This is a genomic window from Bradyrhizobium macuxiense (genome assembly GCF_001542415.1).
Classification (GTDB): Bacteria; Pseudomonadota; Alphaproteobacteria; order Rhizobiales; family Xanthobacteraceae; genus Bradyrhizobium; species Bradyrhizobium macuxiense.
Window position 1 is genome coordinate 1 of record NZ_LNCU01000108.1, and the last position, 24,042, is coordinate 24,042.

Consider the following 24,042-nt stretch of genomic DNA (forward strand, 5'->3'; position numbering starts at 1 on the left):
CGTCGGAGACGACCAGCTTGACGCCACGCAGGCCGCGGCGGGCGAGCTTGCGCAGGAACGCTGTCCAGAAGGTCTCGGCTTCGGGCGCGGGTCTCCCAGATCCGGTCGCGGTAACCGTTGCGCTGCGCCAGACGCTCGGGAGTCTTCTCGCCGTAAGCCGCTCCGGTCTGGCCTTCGACTTCCAGCTCCATCAGCCTTTGGGCGGCAAAGCCGATCATCTCGCGCAACAGATCGGCATCGGGGGTCTTCTCCACGAGCGTGCGCAGGTTCATCATATCGTCGGTCATCGGTGGTTCCTCGGTTGCGTTGGCGTGTCGCAACCCGATCCTACCGGCGAATCGCCGGTGACCACGCAAAGCCGCCCGTCCGCTACGGCGCTATTTGGGGGCGCGCGTACGGGCGGCTTTGCTCTACCGAGCTACACCATCACTGGGGACACGACCGGGACATAGACCGCGGGGCGGGTACTACATGGAGAGTGAAGACGAAGCGCTGATCGCCCAGCAGCAGTTGCAGATCGCCAAGCTGAAGCATCAGATCTATGGGCAACGGTCGGAACGTTCGGCGCGGCTGATCGAGCAGTTGGCGCTGACGTTCGAAGAGCTGGAAGCCGACGCCAGCGAGGACGAGCTTGCGGCGGAACGAGCCGTGGCCAAGACGACGACCACGATGGCCAGGGGGCCTGCCTGTTTACGAAGAAGCTCGAGAGAGGTCGTTTTATATGGCCGTCGCTGGCGGACGGCGTGGTGTCGATCTCGCAGGCACAGATGAGCTATCTGTTGTCCGGCATCGACTGGCGCAATCCCCAAGAGTCCTGGCGTCCGACCAGCGTGGGCTGAGAGTTTGTCGTTTGAACTTAGCGGCGAATATGATTCCATCTAGTTATGGACTCCACCGCCGATCGACTGCCGCCTGATCTTGCCGCCGCGCATGCAATGATCCTGGCCAAGCGCGCGGCCAGGCTTGCGGCGGAGGCCAAGCTTGCTGAAGCGGCCAATGTCCAGGCGAAGCAATCGAGCACCGAAGCGCTGATTGCCCACCTCAAGCTCGAGATCGAGAAGCTGCGGCGGACGCTTTACGGCACGCGCTCGGAGCGGTGTATCCCTCCATTGAGGGCCGCCTTGTTTGACCGATGCGAGCGCTGCAGGTCCTAGGGGTAATCCTAGGAGAAGCACTATGACGATTTCGCGGGCAGAGGTGATCATATCGGTCGAGCGGCGGCGTCGGTGGTCGCAGGGTGAGAAGGAACGGCTGGTTGCAGCATCGCTCGAGCCCGGAGCCACCGTTTCCGAGGTGGCTCGCATGGCCGGCCTTCATGTGAGCCAGCTGTTCAGGTGGCGCAAAGAGCTTTGCAAGCAGGGTGAAACAAGCGTAGCGCCGTTAGTGCCGGTCGAGATTGGGCCGTCTGTGCCGCCGCGGGATCATGCTGACGATGATCACGACCTGTCGCCTCAACGACGTCGATCCCAAGGCTTGGCTCGCCGATGTCCTCGCCCGCATCGCCGATCTTCCCACATCGCGTCTGCACGAATTGCTGCCCTGGGAATGGAAGCTCTTGCGCCAAGCCGAAGAGCCAGCGGATCAGCAGGTCGCCTGACCTTCACGCAACGCTATCATAGAGCTCGCCGTGCCCGCGCGCAGCCAGCCGCCGGCGCCATTCCATGCCATCGCCCGGGGATGGGCCGGCCCGAGCCTCCTGGCCATGATCATGTTCGAGAAGTTCGGCCAGCATCAGCCCTTGAACCGCCAGGCCGAGCGCTACGCCCTGGAAGGGGTGCCGATCGCGCTGTCGACCATGGCCGATGCCGTGGGGGCGGTCTGTGCGTCGCTGGATCCCCTGCTGCGCCTGGTGGAAGCCCATGTCATGGCAGCCGAGCGCCTTCATGCTGACGATAGTGTGCTGCAGAAGCACACAGAAAGGATGATCGAAATGATCTGAAAATCTGTGTGCACAAGCTGTGGCAGCGATGAGGGTAGGCCCCTCGGGATCGACTTTCAGGAGTAGGTCTCAAATCACTTCAAGCGGCTTCGCTTAAGAGGCGCGGTCGTGAGCGTTGAAGCTAACGGTCGGGGGAGACCCGAACGGATACGCGTCCGAGAGACGAATGAAAATGAACCCACCGATGAACCGTCGTAACGTGGAAATCGTCTTCAAAACCAGAGGTGTGTCGTCCCTCTGGGATGAGCCCGCCGGAAGCCTGATGACCGGGCGAGCGGCGACCGGCGTTGAGGGGGCGTGAATCGGATGCAGGCGCTGCTGCGGAACTGCAGGAACCAGTCGCTCCGATGGAAAGGGAGAAGCACAAGCGGAGAAGGCCGCGAGGCGAGATTACCGACGCGGAGCACTGGGACGGACCGATCCGTATTAGCGATGAAGGCTCGTAATGGGGCCGGAGCGAAGGGATCGGATCAGGTGGCCTGGCCATCGTCGCAACTGGCAACAGGAGGACGTCGATGAACCAGCCGAGCAAGCCGTTCAACATCGACAAGAGAGAGGTATACGAAGCATATCTGCAGGTGCGATCCAATGGTGGCGCAGCCGGTGTCGACGGAGTGACGATTGAGCAGTTCGAGTCCGACTTGAAGGGAAATCTCTACAAGATTTGGAATCGAATGAGCTCAGGCGCTTACTTCCCGCCACCTGTTCGGGCCGTCTCCATTCCAAAGAAGAGTGGAGGCCAAAGGATCCTCGGGGTGCCCACCGTGGCAGACCGCGTGGCACAGACGGTTGTCAAACAACTGATTGAGCCGGCTCTCGACGCAATCTTTCTGGCGGATTCCTATGGCTACAGACGCGGCAAATCGGCTCTCGATGCCGTAGGCGTCACGCGACAGCGGTGCTGGAAGTATGATTGGGTTCTAGAGTTCGACATCAAAGGATTGTTCGACAATATCGACCACGAGCTCTTGCTACGGGCCATCCGGAAACATGTGACGTGCTCATGGGCGCTGCTCTACATCGAACGATGTGTGACAGCGCCGATGGTGCAAGAGGATGGAACGATAATCGAGCGAAGCCGCGGCACCCCGCAAGGGGGCGTGGTGAGCCGATCCTCGCCAACCTCTTCATGCACTATGCATTTGATCTCTGGATGGCGCGGACGTTCCCCGATCTCAGGTGGTGTCGGTATGCGGATGACGGGTTGGTACATTGTCGGAATGAGATGGAGGCGCAAAGCGTTCGCGAAGCGCTCCAGGCTCGGCTGTAGGCCGGAATGAAGTGAACGGGAAAATAGCCCCGAAATCGAACGTGATCGGAGTAGCCGACCCTGTCTCTCAAATGGGAAGGCGGAACCGCAGGCCGCGACAACGCGAGCGGTCAGAGGTGCTCCCGGGGTTCATACCGCCAGCATGCAATCAAAGGAAGCAGCGTGAACAAGGGAGAAGGAGAGCTTCGAGGACTGGATAGGGTCAATGCTCCAATCCATCCATCGCCAGGGATATCGGGCGCCAAACATTCGGCGGGTCTCGTCGTCGGATGCAATGGCACGAGCCGCGACTTGCCGAACTTGGTCAGCCGGACCGTCAGCACGCCGGCGTCGAGGTCGACGTCATCACGCTCCAGGCCCATCGCCTCGGATATACGCATGCCTGTTACCGCGATCAGCCCGAACAAGGTATGGTAGGTCCATCGGCGCAGCCCGTCCGCTGGCGGCAGAGCCAGCGCTGCCGCCAGCAACGCATCGATCTCCGCGTCGCTGTAGACATAGGGCTTGGCGCGCTTCCATCCGGGCAGCATGCCGACGGGCGACACCTCCGTTCTCGGATCGAAGTTGGCGACATGGCGCGCGAACCCGCGCACGTCGCTCAATCGCAGCGCCCAGGATGCATGACGATCGGGCGGCAGCGTTGCCCATTCCATTGCCAGCTTCGTCGTGATGATCCTGGCTTTGCGCTTCTCCATGAAGGCGATGAAGTCGGCGAGCCGACGGGTCTGGTGCTCGTACTTGTATCCCAACCCCTTGCGCATGCTCAGGTACTTATCGAGTGCGGAGCGCAGATCGGTCATTGCACGCCTCCCGGCCAGGGCAGGCTCAATGTTCTCAGCGCATCGATGTCGACCTTCGCGTAAATCCGGGTGGTGTCGTGGTTCTCGTGCCGCAGCAACTGTCCGATCTCCGACAAGGTCGCGCCAGATCGGAGAAGCTCGGTAGCGAGACTGTGTCGGAAGATATGGGCGCCGCGGTGGGCACAACCTTCGATTCCAACGCGATCGAGAGCGGCCTTGGCGATCATGGTGATCGCGCATCCGGAAGCAAAGCCGACGTGTGGCGCGAGTGTGCGGACGAACAGCCGTCGGCACGACGACTTTGGGCGGCCATTGCGCAGATATGCAACGATAGCCGCGCCAATGTCTGGCGTTATCGGCATTCGTGCACGCTGTCGGCCCTTGGCGCGGACGAGTATCTCGCTGGCGCGCCAGTCGATATCGTCGAGGGTGAGCGTCGCAACCTCGTCGGCCCGCAGGCCGAGCTTGGCCAGCAACAACAGAATGGCGTAGTCGCGCCGTCCCATCACCGTCTCTCGGTCGCAACCGTCGAGAGCCTTCTGCACCTGAGCGGCAGGCAGATAGGTCGGTAGAGTTGCGAGCTTCCATCGGCGCATCGATGGAACGCAATCCGCCAACGGGCGCGAGTTCAGCCCCCGATGGTGGAGGTAACGGAGAAAGGCACGCAACGACCAGCACATCGCCTTGCCTGTTGCAGGAACCTGCGGATGACTGGGAGATGGCGGACGATGGACCTCGGGGCCAAGCCGCGCTCTGATCGCAGGTAGGCATCGAACTCCTTGAAGATCCGTTCGTGCGGGGTGAGAGGCGGTAGCACCAACGGCGTGATTACGCCTTCCTCGCGCAGCACCGACAGCCATCGCTTGAGCGCAGCTCGGTCACCGGGTTGGATAGACTGCCTCCTGCCTCGATGTCGGAGGTACCGCTCAACGACCTGTTCATCGAGATCGACCAGCTTGTAGCGACGGCTCGCGATCCAACTCAGGAGCCGAAAACCGCGTTAAGGCAACGCCACGTGCCGTGCCGAACGAGCCTCTCTTCGATGAGAAGAGCGGCGTAGCGCTCGACGAACTGTCAGTGCGGCCCCCTTCTGAGACGCCGGTACAGCCGGCTTCTGCCCAAGTACTCTTCAACTTCCATCTTCCCGTTCTCCGCTGTTGAAAGCGGAGGCACAGAACGAACTATGCCGAACCGACCAAACGCCGGTCAGCGAGAAATCTGGGGAAAACGACCCCACTCGGCATAGTTCGGCGGGCGGCATAAACGGCCAAAATGAACGGCGTCGACCCGCAAGCCCGGCTGGCCGACGTCCTTGCTCGCATCGCCGCCCACCCGGCTCATCGGCTGGACGAGCTTCTGCCCTGGAATTGGACCCCGGCATCAACGTTCTCCGCTCGAGCGGCATGACCACCCACGTCAACAAAATCCATCACGTCACCACCATCACCCAGGTCGCCAAGGACCTTGGTGAAGACGAAGATTGGCTCCGCGACATCTCGATTGAAATGGAGATCGAGGACGGGGTCATCTGGGTCAATGGCGTCGGAGAAGATGGCGTCAAGGCGTTCACCGACTTCGGAATCGAGAACCTGATCGAGCTTATCAGGTTCTACAAGGAAAACCCCGGACTGCTGAAGCGGTGATCCTGTGGCCTACGCCGAATGGATACCATTGAAGCCTTGAAACTCTCGATGAAGCGTATCGCTCCGGCGAGGACCGCCTTGCGCGGTATGATGACGGATGGAGACATAGGCGTATGACATTGGAGAAGGCGGAAAGGCCAAAGTGGTGTTGGCAGTTGAACCACCCACCAGAACAGGCAAGCTCGAAGCGCGTTTTGTTGGAGGGCGTGACGTCAGCGCAACCCAAGGTCACTGCGGCTCGTTATGGAACGAACGGCTTGCGGCAGCGAGCGGGACCTTCAATCGACTCAACCGGCGCTGTTGATGGCTAACAGCCACCAGACCGGCAAAGAGCGGCGCTCACCCTCTCCTTCTGTTTTTTCTATTAGAGGAGGCGGGCGAAGACGACCTCAGCGGTGCCACGAATGCGCTGAGGCCAGATTGATGTGTCAGGGGGAGCGAGGGCCGGACGCAGCAAATCAGCTCGGCATATTCCTGTTCGTACCCTATCCAACTCGGAGATCTTCAGCGGAGAAAGCGGCGCGCGGCTTTCTCGCCATGCCTGGCCACTACTCACGCCCTCGTGGAAGCTTCGGGATAGGTCGTCAATTAGATACGGTTGAACCCGATCATACGTAAATCGCAAGGGAAAGCAGCGCTTGGTGACGTCGGGGCGTGAGATGTATCGCTCAGGCCTTTGCAGCTCTTTGCGGTCCGGCGGGGGACACACCGCTGATCCGGATCCTTGACGAAAAGAACTCGAACCAAAGATGATCGAAGTAGACCGCTCGACTCGCTGAGAACGAAGGATCATTGTAGCACAAAATGTTTTCTATCAGTCAACACTATTACATGCCCATCCCATCATATCTCATTCCAGGACCATGACGGCAGACGTAGCGCAGCCCAGATTGGGCCTCGTGTGGGCAGCGTCTCTGCGACAAATCGCGCGTAAATCCGTCATCTGGCTGGTCGAGCCCCTCTAATCCTTCGGTGCGCGCCAGCCAGTCAAACTGGAAGTGGTTGCTGCCTACCCGGGGCCCCCACACGGAAGGCAGGCCCATCCGAAGTCCCGGGCGAAAGTAGTACGACACCATACAAGCGCGAGCGTACCAACAATTGTCATTCCCATGCGGCCGCATATGTCCGGCATAATATCGTCTCATGTTAATTGGCCGTCATGGCCACGGTGTTGGCCAACCACTGGAACGTCCAGTAGTACGTTTAGCACTTGGAGCTTCTCCAAATCTGCCGGCGAGCTGGGCAAATGGCGTGCCGTCGGCTTTAGCACTAGCCGCTCCGATCTTGAGCACGGTGATGCGGCTATTGCTGAGCACCTCGAATTTGTGGCGGATGAAGTGCGGCACGAACATTCCGCGCGCCCTTCGACCAGGATGGCGGCATCTGCGAACTGTCGCACGACGCGCTGATCGGCGCCGAACCCGCTGGTAACAACGCGGGCTTGTGTTATTACGGGCAACTTGCAGCTTTCCGATGCCTCCGGGCACACTGGGACACCTGGTCAGCCGGTGCGGCCGACTGCGTACTGCCCTTGCCGATTGGGGTCTCCGGCAGCGTTTCAGCGGTCGCGTAGTCCGGCGTTTCGTCTCCCCGGCGTACTGAGCCGAACGGCCTCTCTAGCATGCGTCGGACGCGTACCGGCGTGGAGCCGATGTGGAAGCGAATTGCCCGCTGCTCCAGTTCGCGCTCCGACTGGGTCGAGCGATTGCGCCAGCGCAAGTAGTCAAACCAGGTAGGGAAGTGGTAGCGCTCGGTCCACAATTCGGGATCGGCAATGTCGCGCGCGATTGACCAGCCATAGGCGCCGTTGCGCTGGCGGGACAATTGCACGTCCTGCATGACACCATGAAACACCCGCGCATTCTCTTGTGCAACTCGGTATTCGATCTCGACGACGAGTGGCCCGTTCCGTCCGGTCAAGTCGAGCCGTACCTCAGGATCGGCGAGCAGCGCGGCCTCCTCACCCCGCGCGACGACGCGGGGCATGGGCAGCCAAAGACCCATAAGTGGAGAGGCGAGCATCAGGGCGGCCGACACCAGCAGCGCGGCTTCAACTCCGGCCGCGTCGGTCAGATGGCCCCAACCCCAGCTGCCGACGGCAATCCCGCCGGAGCTCGCCGCCTGATAGGCTGCAAGCGCGCGTCCGGCCACCCAGCGCGGTGCCGACAACTGCACGCCAATGTTAAACACCGCCCACGCCATCATCCACACGGCCCCCGCCAGGACCAGTGCTGCCGCGGTCAACAACGGTTCGCGGCTGAGTGCGACTGCTGCGATTGCAGCGCCCATGGACAACGCGCAGGCGCGGATCGCGGCCTCGCCGCTCATCCGCTTGCGCACTTCGGTGATATTCAGCGCGCCTATCACGGCACCCAGGCCAAAGGCGCCGAGCATCATGCCGTAGGTCTGAGCATCGCCATGCAAAAGGTCGCGCGCGACGAGCGGCATTAACGCAGTGATCGCGCCGCCGACGACGCCGGTCACCAGAGTGCGGGCCAGCACGATCTTGATCGATGGTGAATGTCTGATGTAGCGCACGCCAGACACCATGGCGCGGCTCAATTTCTCACGCGGGAGCCGCGAGGGCGCGCTCATTCGTTCCCACAGGAACAACGCGGCGATCAACGGCAGATAGAGGAGCGAGTTGAGTGCAAATGCAATCACTGCGCCCGCGGTCGCCACCACCATCCCGCCGATCGCCGGACCCACGCTACGCGCGATATTGTAGCTGATGCCGTTCAACGCGATGGCCGCAGGTAGCTGCGCTTCCGACTGCACTTGTTCGCTGACCGACGATTGCCAAGACGGTCCCATCAGCGCCATGCCGCCGCCAACGACGAAGCAAAGTACAAGCAAGAGGTTAGGTGTGACCAGGCCCGACCAGGCGACGACCGTCAGGGCTGTTGCGCCGGCGAACGCGATGCCAAGCGCAACCAGCGCCACGATACGTCGGTCATACATATCAGCGATTGCGCCGGCTGGCATCGAAATCAACATCACCGGCAACAGCAGCGCGGTTTGCACCAACGCGACCTTGTCGGCCGAGGACGTCATCTGCGTCATCGCCCAGGCCGCACCGACACCTTGAATCAAGATGCCGAGGTTGGAGAGGAGGCTCGCGAGCCAAATGCGCCGGAAGGTCGCGTGCCGCAGCGGCGCCGTGATGCGGTCGGCGTTAGGCGTCTGGACTATGGCTGGATCGATCATATCGCTTTGCTGTGATTTAACACGATTCGAGTCTGGTGCGAATCACAATGATGTTCCCCGGTGCGATATCGCGTTCAAACACACGCTCGGTCGTGAAATGCGATGACTCTATCGTTTTGATGCGGGCGATGATCCGGGGGCGCCGTCATCCGGCTTATAACAACCACGACGTCGCAAGCGGGGTCGATGACGCAGGCGGAACCAATCACACACACACCGTACATTCCGTACTCTACGTACAGACTTATTGCGTTGCTGAACTACGCGATGTTGAGATGCCATCTGAGGAGTTTCACGGTCGCGAGACAAGTTGAACGATCGAGCTGGTCTCGCCGAAACGACGAGCAGTAGGGCCTTTGCAACGTAAGCGCTCTTCAGAGGAGAAATCTGAGGAGCGGCTCAGCAGTATCTGAGCGTTGGACGCGAATTTCGAAAGGTCGCGCGGCGGCTTCAAACGGGTAGTCCGGACCGGACATCGGAGATTTTGATGAGGAAGCCCAAATCTGCAACGTGCTTTATACGGTCGTTCTTAGTTTCTTATGGAAGCACGACGAGATGTTAGACATGGCGAGGCGAAGATTTCGAGTTATTACCAGCTTTCTCAAGTCGCATTCTAACGAGCCACTCTTCCAGTCACTTGCAGGCGAGTTATAGGTCATCAAGATCGCGCGGTTCTTCTTTGTTACATCCTTCGCGCTCACGAATTTCACCGCGCAGGAAATCTGTTGCTCGGAGCCTTCGCGACCACAGCACTCACCTTCTGCGGGTCGGTGTTGCCGCCGGACTTCAGCCGCAATCGCTCCTTTGGAGGAAGACCCCAAGTAACTTTGAACGGGTGACCTCATAGCCCATCTGTTCAAGTAGAGGCAAAGTTTCGCCAACCTGTTGAGGGAACGAGTTGAACTGTGCCAGCAGTCTCCCGGCTGAATCGGACAGGTCGGGAAGCGATAGGTCTGGCATTGACGGCAACCAGACAGATGACATCGAGGGCATCATCTCCCGGGCAGATTTGGTCAAGCGGTCCAGTTTGCCGACGGCGTCGTCTTCAGCCTGAAAAGGTATGGTGATTAAAGCCAAGTTGGCTGCAAGCAAAGCAAACGACCCCTTGGGCCGATTAGAATATCAACCTGGAATGCGCTCAATAGGGCAAGCGGCAAGCTGAGGCCGTCACACGGCGTGGTTCTATGGCATAAGCGCGTCGATTTCGCTGCTCGGCCAGCCGTTGGCGATCGACCGTGGTATCGTCTCCGGTGCACTTTTGGCTGTGTGCATGCCGATTCAAGGTACGGCTCCAGCAAGACTTTCCATCAGGCTTTGAGCGAGCGCGGTCTGCTGTGGCCGGTAGGTCTGTCGCAATGCCACAACGTTTATCCCGCCGCGTTGCCTTGATTTTTCCGTCGCTAAGGCCTCAAAGCCCCGCAAATACCACATCCCGGATCGCCCCAGGCGACGACTCTGCGGCGATTGGCTGGCAATCAACTTATGAGAGCTCGGGTGGATACCACCTTTCCAAGGCAAGCCTCACGACTATGACGGCAGCCAACCATCGTTGCCTCAAACTTTCTCGACCAGAGCGGCCTAATCGAACGCCACCTGATTGATTAATCCGGACCGCGCGCTGCAGATTTCATCCATCGAAGTTACATTTATGGATAGCGTCGTCGCCGGCGTGCAAGCTAATTGGCAAGTTTGCTAACCCTCCGGCCATTTAAACGTATGATGGAGGCTCACATAAGTGCTTGCAATTAGCCTATAACAACTACATGTCTTTTGCTCAAGACTCGTGCGCTCATCTATCTGCACGACGCCGCGCGCCTTACGAATCAAACCTTGTGCTTCGAAGCGGATCAGCGATTCCGTTACGCTTGCGCGGCGCAATCCCAAGGCAGAAGAAAGGTAGTCGTGCGTAACTGGAAGCACGTCAGAATCTAGAGCATCACTCGCCAAACAGAGCCAAGAAGCGAGTCGTTTGTCACAACTATGCCGAACACCACACAAACCCGTCTGCGCGCAATGCAAGCTCAGAGCTTGAACGTATTGGGAGAGATGTTCTCGGATTTCGGGGTGCTCGTTCATCACCCGGCCCAAATCCTCAAGACGTATCCTATATGCGGTTCCAGAAAAGAGGACAATAGATTGGTGCGTCGAAAGGTGTATTCCCGATAGGAGTGACGCGCCGACAGCGCCCCGATATCCTATCAACGCTGTTTCGAGGATGCTTCCCGCCGCGACAATCCTCAGCGAGACGATGCCGGTCTCCACGAAATAGACGTGATCGAGTTGCCTCTTCGGCTCTTGCAGAACCACACGCTCTCGCAGGACGATGGGCTCTAGGAACTCGCTCATTGCCGCAACATCTTGCAGAGAAATTCTCGATAGAATCGCATTCTTGACAGGGACGCGTCCATTCGAACCCGTCCTATCGGGACGGCAAGGCACCGACTGCCTACCGGGCACGGCGTCGCTCAAGGAGCGCCCACGGCTCGAAAGGAAATGCTCGACAGGCGTCCTCGTAGACACGTTAATCTCCTAAGCGATTGTGTATAGTTGTTCAGGTAAACTCGGCAATCATTCGTCTTTCGATCCGGCCGCGGGGCCGCCCAATGGGACAGCGAAGCCATGAGCAGCGCTCCTCCGCTCGGCCAGATGTCCGACGCGCTAATGCGAGCTCAAGGATCAACTGAGAGACGGTGTCGCAAAACTCTGTTCGCCTCCTGTTATTGATGAAGTAATTGTAATGATATTGATGAATTGTGAGGGAGCCTTCCCAGCGACGCCAATACCGATTTCGGAGCAGTCAATACCAACTTGGAATTGGCTGAACCGCCTCCCTTTTGACTGGCAGCCAGCGTAGCTCCATAACGCACGGGCGTACGTCTGCAACTGCAACTATGACGGACGATCCGGACGCTCCCGCTGCGCTGAGCTCTTGACGGACCAAGTGCTATACTTATTAGGCCCCTTTCGGGGTGCTGGCGTCCCTATAAAGTGTCATCCGGGGAAAGTTAGGATCTCGGGGCCGCAGTGAGATACCCCGGCGATTCCGAGCATGCATTCCAGTTTGGTATTGATTCCTCCGAAATCGGTATTGGCGTTGCCGGAGCGGCTCGTCCACAACGCCGTAATCGGGAGATGAAAATGCGTTTTGTACCTTCTAGTGTTTTGACTTGCGGTTCGCGGCAGCTGGCTATTTGCATCCGGCGTTCGCGCGAGCGAACCCTCTTGTCGCATCGATCGTCTAAGCACATGAGGCGAAGGCAACGCTCTCCTCATTTGCAAGTTAGTTGGCCGGCTTTGCCAGGCCGAAAGACGAAGCAGCGATCCTTTCGCGTTGGCCGGCTTCAGTGGCTTTCAGCCCGAAAATTGCTAGCCCGTTACCGGTCCTTTGCGATTACGTTAGGCGTGAGGCTGTGCGTGTTAGTGAGTGCTTTGTGGTGCGTCATGGAGGTGTCGCGCTGTATCAAGAACGTCCCTGTGCGAACGGCCGCCGCAAATTAATCGGTGAACGTCATTCCTCACAACGTTGGCCTCGAGCCTCGATCCCGTCTCCATGCCGACAGAGCATATTACCGTACTTCACAGAACTACGAAAGGTTTTAACAATGACCTCCACTCCAGCCTCAAATGCCGATGTCAACAATGCATTGGATGAGGCAAAGGTGCGGTACGCCAGTGCCAATCCAGAGAGTCGAAAGGTGCACGAGACGGCGCTGAAAGTGCTGCCTGGTGGAAACACTCGGAGCGCAATTTTCTACGACCCGTATCCGATTGCGTTCGAGCGTGGCCAAGACGTAAGACTGTGGGATGCGGACGGGCATGAGTACTGTGATTTCGTTTGCGAGATGACCGCAGGCATTTATGGTCACAGTAACCCGGTAATTCGTGAGGCGGTGACGAGGCGACTCGACCTTGGCTGGAGCCTCGGTGGTCACTCGTCACTTGAGGCCGAACTAGCTCGAATTTTCAGTGACCGATTTCCTTCTATGGAGCGCGTCCGGTTTGTCAATTCTGGAACCGAAGCGACTACGTTCAGCGTCCAGCTTGCCCGGGCCGTCACCAATCGTCCCGCTGTGCTCGGTTTTGACGGGGGTTATCACGGAGGTTTCCTTGCTTTTGCAACTAAGCCAAATCCGATGAATGTCCCATTTGAAATGATCACCGGGATTTACAATGATATGGAAGGTAGTGCAGCGCTAATTGATCGGAATGCGAGCCGGCTTGCCTGCGTCATCCTCGAGCCAATGATGGGTGGGGGACGTTGCATTCCCGCCACGCGAGAGTTCTTGAGCATGCTGCGCGAGAAAACGCGACAGCACGGCATTCTCTTGATCTTTGACGAAGTAATGACTTCCCGCCTGTCGCCGGGGGGCATCCAGACTTTGACTGGGGTCATTCCTGACTTGACCAGTCTCGGCAAATACATTGGCGGCGGCTTTTCGGCTGGCGCTTTCGGTGGCCCGGCGGAGATCATGGATCGCCTTGATCCGCGCCGAAGCGACGCGCTCGGGCATTCTGGCACGTTCAACAACAACGTCTTTACGCTAAGTGCGGGTATCGCGGGCTTCAAGCGACTGTATACGCCGGACGCCGCAGATAAGCTCAATGCGAGGGGCGAAGCCTTGCGCCGTAGACTGAATCAAGCGATTGAGGATGCTGGAGTAGCGATGCAGTTCACTGGTTACGGATCGATGATGAGTGCTCATATGCGCTCGGGAACGATCCGCTCGCCTGGAGATGCAGCGCACGCCAATCCCAGGCTACGTGAGCTTTTTTATTTCGACATGCTAGCGCAGGGTTTTTACGTCTCGCCAATGCGCGCTTTTGTGAATTTGGCCTTGCCTCATTCGGACGCTGATTGCGAGGCCCTCGTCACCGCAGTCAAAGAATTTATCTCGAGTCGACGTTCCTTACTCACCTAGCTCGGGACAAGTCCGAGAATAGTCCGTACAGGCTGTGTTGAAGAGGTAGCTGGTTCGGTCTAAGGGGAGGCGGACTCTTTCTCGTTCCTCCAACTTGGCGAAACCGTCTAATGGCCTCATCTGCTATCTTGGGTGGACGTCGGCAGCGTTGCTTCTACCACTGCAGCACACACAGAAATGAAATAGACCATGATCTTGGTTCAGGCCGCACGAATGAAAGCTTCATCTAAAGCCATCTCCACAGGTCGATTGTTCCTTCTCGAATTCAGTGCAGATCGCATTCAGTCGATGAACCCAGACGGCTCTGACCGCGGAACCATACTCACCAATTGTCACCGCCCTGATGGGATCGTAGTGGATGCGGACGAGGGGCGCATTTTTTGGACCAACATGGGCATTGATGAACTAGACGATGGCTCAATCGAGAGTGCGAACCTCGACGGTAGCGACCGCAAGGTGATCGTCTCCCAAGGTGTGACCAGAACGCCGAAGCAGGTTCACTTGGATAAAGAGAGCGGCAAACTTTATTGGAGCGATCGCGAGGGTATGCGCGTGATGCGAGCGAATCTCGACGGTTCGCAGGTTGAGACTGTGGTCGAGACCGGCCGCGGGGACGAGGATAGACGTGATAGGACTCGGTGGTGCGTCGGCATTACAGTTGATCCGAAACTTCGAAAAATCTACTGGACGCAAAAAGGGCCGCCGAAAGGTGGATTGGGCCGTATCTGTCGTGCCAACGTCGATATTCCGGAGGGGAGGAGCGCGGCGAGCCGCTCCGATATCGAAGTAGTTTTCGACAACCTGCCAGAACCGGTCGACCTCGCGCTCGATCTTACGAACCGTCTGCTCTACTGGACCGACCGCGGCGATCCTCCGCGAGGTAACAGTGTCAACCGTGCGCCGATTGACACAAAGGCGGCGCCGGAAATCCTGATCACGAATTTGATGGAAGGCATCGGTATAGCGCTTGATGTTCCGGCCAACCGGATGTTCATCACCGACTTGGGCGGCTCGGTTTATTCCGCCAATCTTGACGGAACTAACCAGCGCAACGTCCTTTCCGGTCAAGGCTATCTAACTGGGATCGCCTTTGCCGAGATCTGAGAAACCACGAAAACAGTAATATCGGCTGTGAATCCAATAGCGACCATTATTGTTGGTGCATCCGTATGCAAAAGTTGCGCCGCGAAGTCTTATGGCCAGCTCGACGAGTTGCCATTTTCCGGCGTTATATCGCAGCGAAGTAGTCGAGACTTACCATCTGCGAAGTCCAGTCCGGCGCTGCATCGTCTCAATTGCCGTGTCATCGTCGATCCGTCAATCGCCGCTTGGGATATCCGCTGGCCGAGATCTTTTGCGGAACCAACTCATTCATTAACCCTCCACGTGCATAGCAATCTGATACATGGATCAGGCAGCTCAGGGGGCCTCTCAACGTCGGTAACCGCATGCTGCCGCCTTGCTCGTTGTTGACCACCTCGTGCCCGATGGCGTCATCAGTGCCGTCGACGTCTATACCGCCCGATCTGCGGAGCGGCGCCTGCATCACGCGCGAGATTTCGGGGGCCGCTGGCCCCACTACTGCTCGCTGGCGCTCCGGGAGGAACAGCTTGACGCCCGTCCTCGGTGCGCAAATCCGGAGTCCGCCGGGGCAATCAGCCGGTCGTCGCCAACGCGGCCGGCCTACAGATCCCCGACGGCACCAAGATCGTGGTTCGGGTGCTCGCCGGGCTCAGAGCTTGCCGTATCGAGCACGTTATGAGGATGCCGGATCGTGGAGGAGTCACCGCTTATGTTGTGCGCCGCTTTGGGTAGTCGCGAAGCCATAGCCAGCAGCGTTTCGCTCGAATCGTCAACCTTGCCTGCATTACCTTGGGACCCACCCATGCCTACACGGCGGCGAAGGCCGGCGTCATCCAGATCACGCAGACGCTCGCAGCCGAATGGGGCCGCGCCGGCGTTCGCGTCAACGCGGTGTCGCCCGGCGTCACCCGCACCGCGGCACTCGAAGCCGGCATTGTGTCGGGAGCGCTCGACAAGGACCTGCCGGCGCTGCCGATGGCGATGAACCTGCCGGTTGATGCCGGCTACATCGCAGGCACCACCTGAGCCGCCTATGGCGGTCTGCCGGAGGCACCGGCCAGCTGAGGACACCACATGAACATCGAACTCTCGCGCAAACACCTCGATCTGCCCTCCGCCATCGCCGAGGGTGACATCCGCGTGCTGCTGATGGTGCTGGTGCACATGACCGGCGACCAGAAGTGGCTCGAGCCGCCGTACAGGCCGAAGCGCGACGTCCGTCTGATCCCCGATCCGGACGCCGGCGTGCCGAAGCAGATCCAGGACGAGATCCGCGCGGCGGTCCTGAACCTGTTTGCCAACGGCACGACCAAGCCCGTCATCACCGATCCCGGCGATGAGCTGATGCTGCGGATGATGCGCGCGACGCTCGGCGAGAACGTCGCACCGGAATATGCGCCGCTGATGCGGGAGGAGATGGGATTCGTTCCGCGCGACTCGCGCTGGCACGAGCGCCCTGCTGGCGAGAAGCTGGCGCAGCAGCATGTGCTGATCGTCGGCGCCGGGGTCTGCGCGATCGCGCTGGGCGTTGCGCTCGGCCGGCTCGGCATCCCCTATACGATTGTCGAGAAGCAGGACGAGATCGGCGGCACCTGGTACGTCAACCGCTATCCCGGCTGCGGCGTCGATACGCCGAACCACTCCTATTCCTTCTCGTTCGGCGCCCGCAATCCGTGGACCCGCTATTTCGCGCAGCGCCAGGAGCTGCTCGATTACCTGCTCAAGGTCGTGCGAGAATACGACATCCGCAAGCACCTTCGACTCTCGACCGAGCTCGTCGCTTCGCGCTGGGACGAAGGCAAGCGGCGCTGGATCTCGACGCTAAAGACCGCGCGCGGCGAAGAGACCTTCGAGTCCACCGCGCTGGTCAGCGCGATCGGCCAGCTCAATGATCCCCTGCCGGCCCGCTTTGAGGGAGACGAGGACTTCAGGGGTTTGAAGGTTCATTCGGCGCTGTGGTCCGACGAGATCAAGCTCGATGGCAAGCATGTCGCCGTGATCGGCACCGGCGCAACCGCGATGCAGCTGGTGCCGTCGATCGCCGATCGCGTCGCCTCGGTCACCGTCTACCAGCGCACCGCGCAGTGGGCGCGGCCGGTGAAGGGCTATTCCGATCCGATCACCGAAGGCGCGCAGTGGCTGCTGGCGCATCTGCCGTTCTATGTGCAGTGGTATCGCTTCAATATGTTCTGGCGTTACGGCGATGGCTTGCTGCCGTTCCTGCGCAAGGACCCGGCCTGGCCGCATCCGGACCGCGCCGTCAACAAGGGCAATGACCGGCATCGCCAGGAATTGACCGACTTCATCCTCTCCGAACTGAGGGATCGCCCCGACCTGATTGAGAAATGCGTGCCGACCTATCCGCCCTACGGCAAGCGCATCCTGCTCGACAACAATTGGTTCAAGACGCTGACCAGGCCGAATGTCGAGCTGGTCACCGACAAGATCGACCACTTTGCTGCCGAAGGAATCGTCACCGCCGACGGCACATCGCGGCAGCACGACATCATCGTGATCTCGACCGGCTTCAAGGTCTCCGAGATGGCGGCGCGTCTCAACATCACCGGGCGCGACGGCAAGAACCTCAAGCAGGCGTGGCGCGACGACAATCCGACCGCCTATCTCGGTCTCACGGTGCCTGCCTTCCCCAATTTGTTTCTGATGCTCGGCCCCAATTCAGGGCCCGCGCATGGCGGCAGCGTGATCTTCCAGTCGGAGTGCCAAAGCCGCTACATCTCCGCCTGCCTCGTCGAGATGATCGAGAACGACATCGCTGCGATCGACGTGCATCCCGACGCACACGACGAATACATCCGCAACGTCGATGCCGAGCATGAGCAACTGATCTGGACTCATCCGGGCATGACGACCTACTACCGCAACGGCAGCGGCCGGGTATTCTCGGCGATGCCGTGGCGGTTCGTCGACTATTGGAAAATGACGCACGATCCGGACTTCACCCAATATCGAAAGACCAAGGCGCGACAGGACTCCTGACCTGAATTTCCTCGCTCGTTAACTTGACAGATTGCCATAACTGCCGCAGTCATTTCGTTGACTGGTACTGGAGCGCCTGCCCCGTGCCGAGGAATTGACGGCGGATCGCGCCCATAACCTGAACGGTCGAAGATACGAAGCTGCGCCGCGATTCTCCTTCTTGAACCTAACGTTGCGGGTAATCTTGGTCCTAAGGGCCGACGACACTCACCGGGGCGCGGTATCGCAATGCACGACCGCCGGCACTTCGAGGGGGACTGATAACGTCTTCCCGAACATCGCGAGCAAACGGTGCCCGGCCTCGCGCTGCTTCCACTTCGTGATGACAGTCTTCTGGTTGATTCCGGGGCGCTTGGCGAGGGCTCTCAGGCTCTCTTGTCTATTTTGTATCGCTCGACGGACCGCCTCCCTCGTGAAGGCGCAGCCGTGCAAAACACTGGCGCCACACCGCGCATCTTCAGATCGCGCAACAGAAAACCACCGCGCCACTTCGCGCGAACTCCAAGTTGCTCGAGACGAGACCATAGTGGCCAGTGCCTGATCCGAGGCGAGGATTCACCCAAACCGGCCAGCTCTGGGCTAACGGGCATTACGGCGGGCTCGACCCGTCCGGAAGCGCCAACGTCTAAGCAGCGGAATGCAAAGCCGCACGACTATTGCCGGCTTCAAGGGAAATCCTTCAGGTCGTCGTCCGTTAAGAAGCCGGATTGAGCTGGGCTGGCCAGGCGAGCGTTGGCCATAGCAATCGCAGGAACAGGGCCAGGAGTTCTCTGAGCCAGGCGAGGATGCGGCGAAAGTTGTGGCCGACAGCTGAGAGGATGACGTTGGCGGCGTCGCCGGCACGGCCCTTGAGGTGGCAGCGGCCGAGGTGACCTTCGGTCTTCGTGTGTCCGATGATGGGCTCGATTGCGGAGCGGCGGCGCAGTTCGCGCTTGATGACGCCGAAGACGCCGCGCTTCTGGCCGGAGATGAACACGCGCCGCGGATTTTGCGCATCATGGCCGCGGTACCCCTTGTCGACATAGGCCCGCTCGATCGGACAGCCGGTGAGTGCCTCGGTGCCGTCAATGACGTCCCGCAGGGTGTGACCATCGTAGGGATTATCGGGCATTGCGCTCGCGTGCAGCACGAACAGGCCGCCGGGAGCCCGGCGGTTGTTGGTGACGATGGAGGCCTTGACGCCGAACTCGTAAGGCGCGGCGGCCTTGCCCTTGCCGATGCACTCCACCTCCGGGGCATGGAAGGAATAGAGCTTCCAGCCGCGCTGCCGCTGCTGTTGCGAGCGGATCTGGCTGGCGCGCCCGAGGGGAAGTGCGAACACCTCCTCGAGTGCCGGCTGGCGCTCGATCTTGCGGCGGATGTCGCGGATGATCCGGCCGAGCCGGCTGCGCAGGATACGCAACTGCCGCTGATGCCGATTGAACTGTTTGGCATGGGCATAGCGTCCTGCCATCATCGCGGCGGCCTTGGCCACCCGAGAATAGGACTGCCGCAGCCTGACGCCGTGCCTTCTCGCCAGGCGGTTGAGCCCCTTGATGGCCGCATGCAACAGCTTGGCATCGGTCGGAAAGCTGATGGCCTTCGGCTGCACCGTGGTGTCGACCGTGACGCGCTTGAGGTCCTGGCTGCGCAATGCGCCGGCGCTCGTGCGCCACCCGCAGGCTCTCGGCCAACAACCGCTCCAGCTTGTCGCCGAGCCGCTTGCGCCAATGGCTCAGATCCGAACGCTCGTGCGGGAAGGCGTGCTGGAAGAACTCTTCGCCGGTGAAGAACTGGAAATAAGGGTCGTGGACCCAGCGCTCGCACACCCCTTCATCGGATAGCCCGTAAATGTGCTTGAGCAGCAGCAGCCCGATCATGAAGCGGGTCTCGATCCCCGGCCGGCCGTTCTCGCTGTAAAGCGGAGCGATCTCGCCGTCGATCCAGTCACAGTCGATCTCGCCGGCCAGCAGAACCAGCTCGTGCTTCATGTTGATGATCTGGTCCAGCCGAGCCCGGAACAGATCGTTCGATCCCGTCGCCTTGTGCTTCTTCGGCCGCATCGTCTCAGCCCCCCGATGCGGACAAGGAATCATGCTTCCTCTCCCGAGGGAATCCCGAAAAGGAAATTGCAGGGTTTGCGGGCCTCAAGACCCAAATCCCTGCAATCTCAAATGCCTCCGCAGCCGAAAAACAGACTCCCGCTCAATCGCTTAGACGCTTGTTCACGGGCGACCAGGTCGGTGGTACCGCGCTTATCCAGAGCTTACCGATCGCGGCGAAGTCGAGCTGCGAGTTCGTCCAAGTTACGCCACATGCGCACCCAATGCTGCCATCGCAAGCGAGCCGCTCACATCACCGCTATATGAGAAACGGATTCGTGGCCTCTGCAGCTAAGACCACTGTAGTGCGACAGCAGAAAAGCCTGCCTTGGCAGAGCCCTTGAAGCCCGGGCTGGGCGCCAAGTTCGCTTTGATCAGCAAGAAGATCAACATCGCCGAGCCCATCTGCTACGTCGTTCGCGCTGGCAGGGGCTGACGCGCTTCGTCGATGGCTGCCGCATCGAACTCAACAACTACACGATCGAGCAATCGATCCCAACAAACTCAGCCGGACCCGCTCGCCACTACCAAGCAATTCAAGCGTCATTGTCGCCTGTTATAGATAACGTTCTCTCCCTGGCGCGATGCCGCGACACATCAATTCCAATATGATATTGATCGCTCCGAAATTGGTATTGGCGTCATCGGACAAGGCTCACGCATCATCCTTTTAATCAACTACAGGTGATGAAGGGGGACGCGGCATGAGTATGAACCTAAAGTGCTGGGTGGTTGTGCTGCTGTTCGCACCAGTAGGTCACTCATTTGCGGCAACGCCGCAATCGGAGGGTAGTCTTCTCGCCTCGATCCGAAAGGCTGGCGAAATTAAAGTGGCAATGGGATCGGCTCCGCCTTATTCTTTCGTGTCGCCGACCGGGGAGGCGGAGGGATATGCGATCGACGTGGTCAAGCTCGCCCTCGAAGGAATGGGTCTGTCATCAATTAAAGTTAGGGGTGTGCTCATAGCGTGGGATGCCATGATTCCCGCGCTCCAGGCGCACCAAGTCGACTTGGTAGTTCCTGGCCTTACGATAACCGAATCCCGCTGCAAGGCAGTGCTGTATTCGGTCCCTACAAGCGCATATCAGGATGCTCTATATCTGCTTCCAGGAAATCCAAAGCATCTTACGGGCTACTCCGCCGTTGTACGCAGCCCCCGCATTAAGTTGGCCGTGATTACAGGGGCCTCCCAAGGCGCATATGCAGTCAAAGTTGGAGTCAAGCCTGAGCAACTGGTGCTGGTCACTGACATTCAGGCTGGTGCCGCAACAGTCACCGGCGGGCGGGCCGACGCATTCGCAGTCAGTCAAAGCGCTATCCCCGCTCCGGAGCAGAAAGGCCTTGAGGTGGTGATTGACCAGCAGTCACCAATAAATGGGTATGGCGTGACGTTTCGCAAAGAAGACGTGCGATTCCGTGATGCATTCAACAAGCAGCTCAACTTATTGATCGGAAGTGGTGCGATAGAAAAGCTTTACGACAAGTACAAAATCCCCAACGGGGGCGTGGTGGCCGGGCTTGTCGCGAAATTTACCAAGGCTGGCGACATGGTGCCGGGCTGCGAGTAAGGAGTGCAGTGCTGTGGAAGCCGTGCTTGAGTACTGGCCCGTGCTTATTCAGGGCCTATGGGTTACAGTTTGGGTGAGCTCGTGCATCATCCTTGGTGCGGCGTTGGGCGCGATCATGCTAGGCGTACTGCGGGTCTCCAGGACCGGGGTGATACGAGTGCTTTCGATGGTTTTCATCGAGTGCATTCGCGGCCCCTCCGCGTTGGTTCTCCTGTTCTGGGTGTTTTATGCATTGCCCCTGCTGCCGGGCATGCCGCAGCTCAGCCCTCTCGCGGCGGCGATTCTTGTGCTGGCGCTCGATGGAGCCGTATACGGCGCCGAGATCGTTCGTGCTGGCATTGAGGCAGTGAATCGTGGACAAGCCGATGCGTGCCACGCGCTTGGACTGAGCAGATTCCAGAGTTTCACGAAGGTGGTGCTACCACAAGCGCTCTCGCAGATAGTGCCCGCTTTCGGGAGCCTAGCGAGGGGCATGATCAAGTGGACCTCGATTGTGAGCTTCATCGGCGTGCAGGACATACTTTATGTCGCGAACAACGTCCGCGCCCAAACCTTCGAGACGACCATCGTCTTTTGCCTTCTTGCGGTCCTTTATTGGATCCTGACCGTTCTTTGTGGCCTCGTCTTCCGCGAGCTTGAGCAGGTGTTGCCGTTGAACCGCGCATTGCGAGCCGCTAGGGCGCCGAGCGCGTATGCACCTGCAGGAGCCGCCCAATGACTTGGGATTGGAGCTACGCCGTGGAGATCGTGCCGAACCTTATGGTGGGCGTTTGGTACACCATCCTGGTAACGCTCGCGAGTTCGGCAATTGCGCTGATCGGAGGGCTGCTCCTTGCGATCCTGGAAATTGCGAGTACTAGGCTAGGGCGGACATTTGTGCGTTTTTGGCTCGAACTCGCCCGAGGCGTACCGATTCTGATACTGCTGTATTTCACGTTCTATGTGCTCCCCCAACTGGGAATTACAATTCCCGCGATACCAATCGGCATCGGCGTATTAGGTGTTGTCTACGCCGCGTATTGCTCGGAAGTTTACCGAGGCAGTCTGATCACGATTCCAACCGAACTGCGCGATGCATGCGTGGCACTCAACTTGAGCCAGTATGTCACGTGGCAACGCGTCCTCGTTCCGCTCATGATCAAACGGGCTGTCCCCGCCTTGCTCAACTACGTGCTCGGCTTATTCCGGGAAACAGCGATGCTTTTTGCGATCGGAGTGCCCGTGCTGATGGGCGAGGCTCAGGTGGCTGGTAACGAAAGCTTCCGTTTTCTTGAGCCCTTCACGCTTGCCGGCATCATTTATATGGCGATGAATTTGCCGTTCCTCTATCTCCTCTCCCGATACAAGGACAAGCATGCTTAGTGCAGCCGAATTTAGCCACTCGCGACCTTTCGTTCCCGAGGCAGCGACGGAAGCGCATGGAGTCGCTCCCAAATCGAAACATGCCAAGTGGGCTATCGAATTCGAAAGGATCTCGAAATTCTTCGGCGCTCATCGTGTGCTGGTCGATCTCGACCTGCAAGTGCAGCCTGGCGAAAAGGTTACGCTGATCGGCCCCAGCGGTTCGGGAAAGACGACTGTGTTGCGCCTGGCGATGACGCTCGAAAAGCCCACCGGGGGTGACATCCGGATCTTCGGCGAAAGTATCCTCTTCGATTCTGCCGGCAAACCGCTGTCTACCTCGCAGGAGGCCCGAATCCGTCGTCGGTGCGGCATGGTGTTTCAGCAATTCAATCTTTTTCCCCATCTAACCGTGCTGCAGAACTTGGTTCTGGCGCCCACGACCGTGCTGAGGCAGTCAAAGGAGCAGGCTGAGAACACCGCGCTCGAATACCTTCGAATGGTAGGTCTGGAAGGTAAAGTTCATGCATATCCCGCCCAGCTATCCGGAGGCCAACAGCAACGCATCGCTATCGCGCGGGCGCTTATCTTGAAACCTGAGATACTCCTTCTTGACGAAATCACCTCGGCTCTAGACCCGGAGCTTGCCGGAGAGGTGCTCGACGTCGTGCGAGGCGTGGCGCACGAGACGAAGGTGACCCTGCTGATCGTCACACACGAGATGCGATTTGCGCGCGAGGTTTCTGACCGTATTGCCGTGTTCGACGCTGGCCGTATCATTGAACAAGGTTCGCCCGACAAAATTTTTAGCTATCCCGAATGCGACCGTACGCGTGCATTCCTGCAGTCAGTCTTGAACCATTGAAAGGCCAACCATACCGATGCAGATTCTCTCTGACCTCCTCCAAGCCCGCGCCGAAGACGGCGGCCAGCGTGTGTTCTGTTCGTTCCAAGGACAACGAACGACCTTCGAACAACTACGTAACGGTGTCCAGGAGATGGCCGGCGCCCTGACGGAAGCTGGAGTGAAGTCTGGCGATCGTGTCGGTCTCATGCTGTCGCCTTCGATTGAGCACATGGAGCTCTTTCTTGCTATCGCGTGGATCGGGGCGATCTCGGTCCCGTTCAGCATCCACCTGAAAGCCGCCGGGCTAGAACTCCAGCTTAATAGCGCCAAGCCGCGCCTGCTTATTG

Annotated in this window: 17 protein-coding genes and 10 pseudogenes; 19 read left to right on the top strand and 8 right to left on the bottom strand. The window is 59.2% G+C overall.

From position 1 onward, the window contains the following. Together AS156_RS46180 and AS156_RS33310 are read right to left on the bottom strand one after the other, a co-directional pair. The coding region (locus AS156_RS46180; protein ID WP_430641830.1) for a hypothetical protein at positions 1–55 on the bottom strand (55 nt) is incomplete at its 3' end. Positions 56–68: 13 nt separating this feature from the next. Continuing rightward, positions 69–287, bottom strand: a pseudogene (locus AS156_RS33310) (transposase); the annotation flags it as partial. 190 nt (positions 288–477) lie between these two features. Between AS156_RS33310 and AS156_RS42545 the strand changes: the two are divergent. From AS156_RS42545 to AS156_RS33330, 7 genes and pseudogenes are all read left to right on the top strand, one after another. Beyond that, positions 478–663: pseudogene (locus AS156_RS42545) on the top strand (transposase domain-containing protein); the annotation flags it as partial. A gap of 56 nt (positions 664–719) precedes the next feature. Next, complete coding sequence (locus AS156_RS41495) at positions 720–839, top strand: hypothetical protein (RefSeq protein ID WP_245313188.1); 120 nt, start codon at positions 720–722, stop codon at positions 837–839. Between the two features lie 45 nt (positions 840–884). Beyond that, positions 885–1,139: pseudogene (locus AS156_RS46185) on the top strand (IS66 family transposase); the annotation flags it as partial. 37 nt (positions 1,140–1,176) lie between these two features. Then, positions 1,177–1,356: pseudogene (locus AS156_RS46190) on the top strand (transposase); the annotation flags it as partial. A gap of 55 nt (positions 1,357–1,411) precedes the next feature. Next, positions 1,412–1,597, top strand: a pseudogene (locus AS156_RS41505) (transposase domain-containing protein); the annotation flags it as partial. Positions 1,598–1,639: 42 nt separating this feature from the next. Next, positions 1,640–1,903 (top strand): annotated as a pseudogene (locus tag AS156_RS33325) (IS66 family transposase); the annotation flags it as partial. A gap of 551 nt (positions 1,904–2,454) precedes the next feature. Next, positions 2,455–3,219: a reverse transcriptase domain-containing protein gene (locus tag AS156_RS33330; RefSeq protein ID WP_430641829.1), complete on the top strand. Its 765-nt coding sequence runs from the start codon at positions 2,455–2,457 to the stop codon at positions 3,217–3,219. Between the two features lie 100 nt (positions 3,220–3,319). Here the strand turns inward: AS156_RS33330 and AS156_RS33335 are convergent, their stop codons facing one another. Together AS156_RS33335 and AS156_RS45265 are read right to left on the bottom strand one after the other, a co-directional pair. Further along, positions 3,320–4,009 (bottom strand): site-specific integrase, encoded by a 690-nt coding sequence (locus AS156_RS33335; RefSeq protein ID WP_245313186.1) that lies wholly within the window; start codon positions 4,007–4,009, stop codon positions 3,320–3,322. Continuing rightward, positions 4,006–4,515, bottom strand: coding sequence for a tyrosine-type recombinase/integrase (locus AS156_RS45265; RefSeq protein ID WP_245313187.1), 510 nt, complete (start codon positions 4,513–4,515; stop codon positions 4,006–4,008). The genes AS156_RS33335 and AS156_RS45265 overlap by 4 nt, the downstream gene beginning before the upstream one ends. Positions 4,516–5,272: 757 nt before the next feature. On the opposite strand from AS156_RS45265, the pseudogene AS156_RS41510 reads away from it, so the two are divergent. Continuing rightward, a pseudogene (locus tag AS156_RS41510) lies at positions 5,273–5,416 on the top strand (transposase domain-containing protein); the annotation flags it as partial. Further along, complete coding sequence (locus AS156_RS33345) at positions 5,413–5,652, top strand: hypothetical protein (protein ID WP_066513630.1); 240 nt, start codon at positions 5,413–5,415, stop codon at positions 5,650–5,652. The pseudogene AS156_RS41510 and the gene AS156_RS33345, both read left to right, overlap by 4 nt. A gap of 1,521 nt (positions 5,653–7,173) precedes the next feature. On the opposite strand, the pseudogene AS156_RS33350 reads toward AS156_RS33345, so the two are convergent. Then, positions 7,174–8,859 (bottom strand): annotated as a pseudogene (locus tag AS156_RS33350) (MFS transporter); the annotation flags it as partial. A 1,266-nt stretch (positions 8,860–10,125) separates the two neighbouring features. On the opposite strand from AS156_RS33350, the gene AS156_RS45840 reads away from it, so the two are divergent. Further along, on the top strand, positions 10,126–10,248 hold the full coding sequence (locus AS156_RS45840; RefSeq protein WP_347336659.1) for a hypothetical protein: 123 nt from the start codon (positions 10,126–10,128) through the stop codon (positions 10,246–10,248). 303 nt (positions 10,249–10,551) lie between these two features. Here AS156_RS45840 and AS156_RS33360 read toward each other — a convergent pair whose 3' ends face one another. After that, the gene (locus tag AS156_RS33360) at positions 10,552–11,205 is read right to left on the bottom strand and encodes a Crp/Fnr family transcriptional regulator (RefSeq protein WP_082747887.1); all 654 of its coding nucleotides are present in this window, start codon (positions 11,203–11,205) and stop codon (positions 10,552–10,554) included. A gap of 1,256 nt (positions 11,206–12,461) precedes the next feature. Between AS156_RS33360 and AS156_RS33365 the strand changes: the two genes are divergently transcribed. The 4 genes from AS156_RS33365 (at position 12,462) to AS156_RS33380 (ending at position 17,858) form a co-directional block, all read left to right on the top strand. After that, a complete protein-coding gene (locus AS156_RS33365; RefSeq protein ID WP_066513625.1) occupies positions 12,462–13,778 on the top strand; it encodes an aspartate aminotransferase family protein in 1,317 nt (438 codons plus the stop codon). 189 nt (positions 13,779–13,967) lie between these two features. Next, positions 13,968–14,882 carry a 3-hydroxyacyl-CoA dehydrogenase gene (locus AS156_RS33370; RefSeq protein ID WP_082747888.1) on the top strand — a complete coding sequence of 305 codons (915 nt, stop codon included), beginning with the start codon at positions 13,968–13,970 and terminating at the stop codon, positions 14,880–14,882. Between the two features lie 744 nt (positions 14,883–15,626). After that, the gene (locus AS156_RS33375) at positions 15,627–15,887 is read left to right on the top strand and encodes an SDR family oxidoreductase (RefSeq protein WP_082747889.1); all 261 of its coding nucleotides are present in this window, start codon (positions 15,627–15,629) and stop codon (positions 15,885–15,887) included. A 48-nt stretch (positions 15,888–15,935) separates the two neighbouring features. Then, the gene (locus AS156_RS33380) at positions 15,936–17,858 is read left to right on the top strand and encodes a flavin-containing monooxygenase (RefSeq protein ID WP_066513628.1); all 1,923 of its coding nucleotides are present in this window, start codon (positions 15,936–15,938) and stop codon (positions 17,856–17,858) included. Positions 17,859–18,161: 303 nt separating this feature from the next. Here the strand turns inward: AS156_RS33380 and AS156_RS33385 are convergent. Together AS156_RS33385 and AS156_RS33390 are read right to left on the bottom strand one after the other, a co-directional pair. Beyond that, positions 18,162–18,347, bottom strand: a pseudogene (locus AS156_RS33385) (hypothetical protein); the annotation flags it as partial. A 205-nt stretch (positions 18,348–18,552) separates the two neighbouring features. Next, a pseudogene (locus tag AS156_RS33390) lies at positions 18,553–19,900 on the bottom strand (IS5 family transposase). Between the two features lie 743 nt (positions 19,901–20,643). Between AS156_RS33390 and AS156_RS33395 the strand changes: the two are divergent. From AS156_RS33395 to AS156_RS33415, 5 genes are all read left to right on the top strand, one after another. Further along, a complete protein-coding gene (locus tag AS156_RS33395) occupies positions 20,644–21,507 on the top strand; it encodes a transporter substrate-binding domain-containing protein (RefSeq protein ID WP_066513629.1) in 864 nt (287 codons plus the stop codon). A gap of 40 nt (positions 21,508–21,547) precedes the next feature. Then, positions 21,548–22,225, top strand: coding sequence for an amino acid ABC transporter permease (locus AS156_RS33400; protein ID WP_283807918.1), 678 nt, complete (start codon positions 21,548–21,550; stop codon positions 22,223–22,225). Next, positions 22,222–22,869: an amino acid ABC transporter permease gene (locus AS156_RS33405; RefSeq protein ID WP_066504111.1), complete on the top strand. Its 648-nt coding sequence runs from the start codon at positions 22,222–22,224 to the stop codon at positions 22,867–22,869. The genes AS156_RS33400 and AS156_RS33405 overlap by 4 nt, the downstream gene beginning before the upstream one ends. Next, positions 22,862–23,713, top strand: a complete 852-nt coding sequence (locus tag AS156_RS33410; RefSeq protein WP_082747480.1) for an amino acid ABC transporter ATP-binding protein — start codon at positions 22,862–22,864, stop codon at positions 23,711–23,713. Before AS156_RS33405 ends, AS156_RS33410 begins: the two co-directional genes overlap by 8 nt. A 16-nt stretch (positions 23,714–23,729) precedes the next feature. After that, positions 23,730–24,042: AMP-binding protein (locus AS156_RS33415; protein ID WP_144440954.1), on the top strand; the 313-nt coding region annotated here is incomplete at its 3' end.

Bases quoted from the DNA above. Each gene is read 5' to 3' on its own strand.
- AS156_RS33370 (WP_082747888.1), top strand. From the start codon at position 13,968: ATGATCTTGGTTCAGGCCGCACGAATGAAAGCTTCATCTAAAGCCATC.
- AS156_RS33335 (WP_245313186.1), bottom strand. From the start codon at position 4,009: ATGACCGATCTGCGCTCCGCACTCGATAAGTACCTGAGCATGCGCAAG.
- AS156_RS33360 (WP_082747887.1), bottom strand. From the start codon at position 11,205: ATGAGCGAGTTCCTAGAGCCCATCGTCCTGCGAGAGCGTGTGGTTCTG.
- AS156_RS45265 (WP_245313187.1), bottom strand. From the start codon at position 4,515: ATGGGACGGCGCGACTACGCCATTCTGTTGTTGCTGGCCAAGCTCGGC.
- AS156_RS33395 (WP_066513629.1), top strand. From the start codon at position 20,644: ATGAGTATGAACCTAAAGTGCTGGGTGGTTGTGCTGCTGTTCGCACCA.
- AS156_RS33410 (WP_082747480.1), top strand. From the start codon at position 22,862: ATGCTTAGTGCAGCCGAATTTAGCCACTCGCGACCTTTCGTTCCCGAG.
- AS156_RS33345 (WP_066513630.1), top strand. From the start codon at position 5,413: ATGACCACCCACGTCAACAAAATCCATCACGTCACCACCATCACCCAG.
- AS156_RS33330 (WP_430641829.1), top strand. From the start codon at position 2,455: ATGAACCAGCCGAGCAAGCCGTTCAACATCGACAAGAGAGAGGTATAC.
- AS156_RS33380 (WP_066513628.1), top strand. From the start codon at position 15,936: ATGAACATCGAACTCTCGCGCAAACACCTCGATCTGCCCTCCGCCATC.
- AS156_RS33365 (WP_066513625.1), top strand. From the start codon at position 12,462: ATGACCTCCACTCCAGCCTCAAATGCCGATGTCAACAATGCATTGGAT.
- AS156_RS33405 (WP_066504111.1), top strand. From the start codon at position 22,222: ATGACTTGGGATTGGAGCTACGCCGTGGAGATCGTGCCGAACCTTATG.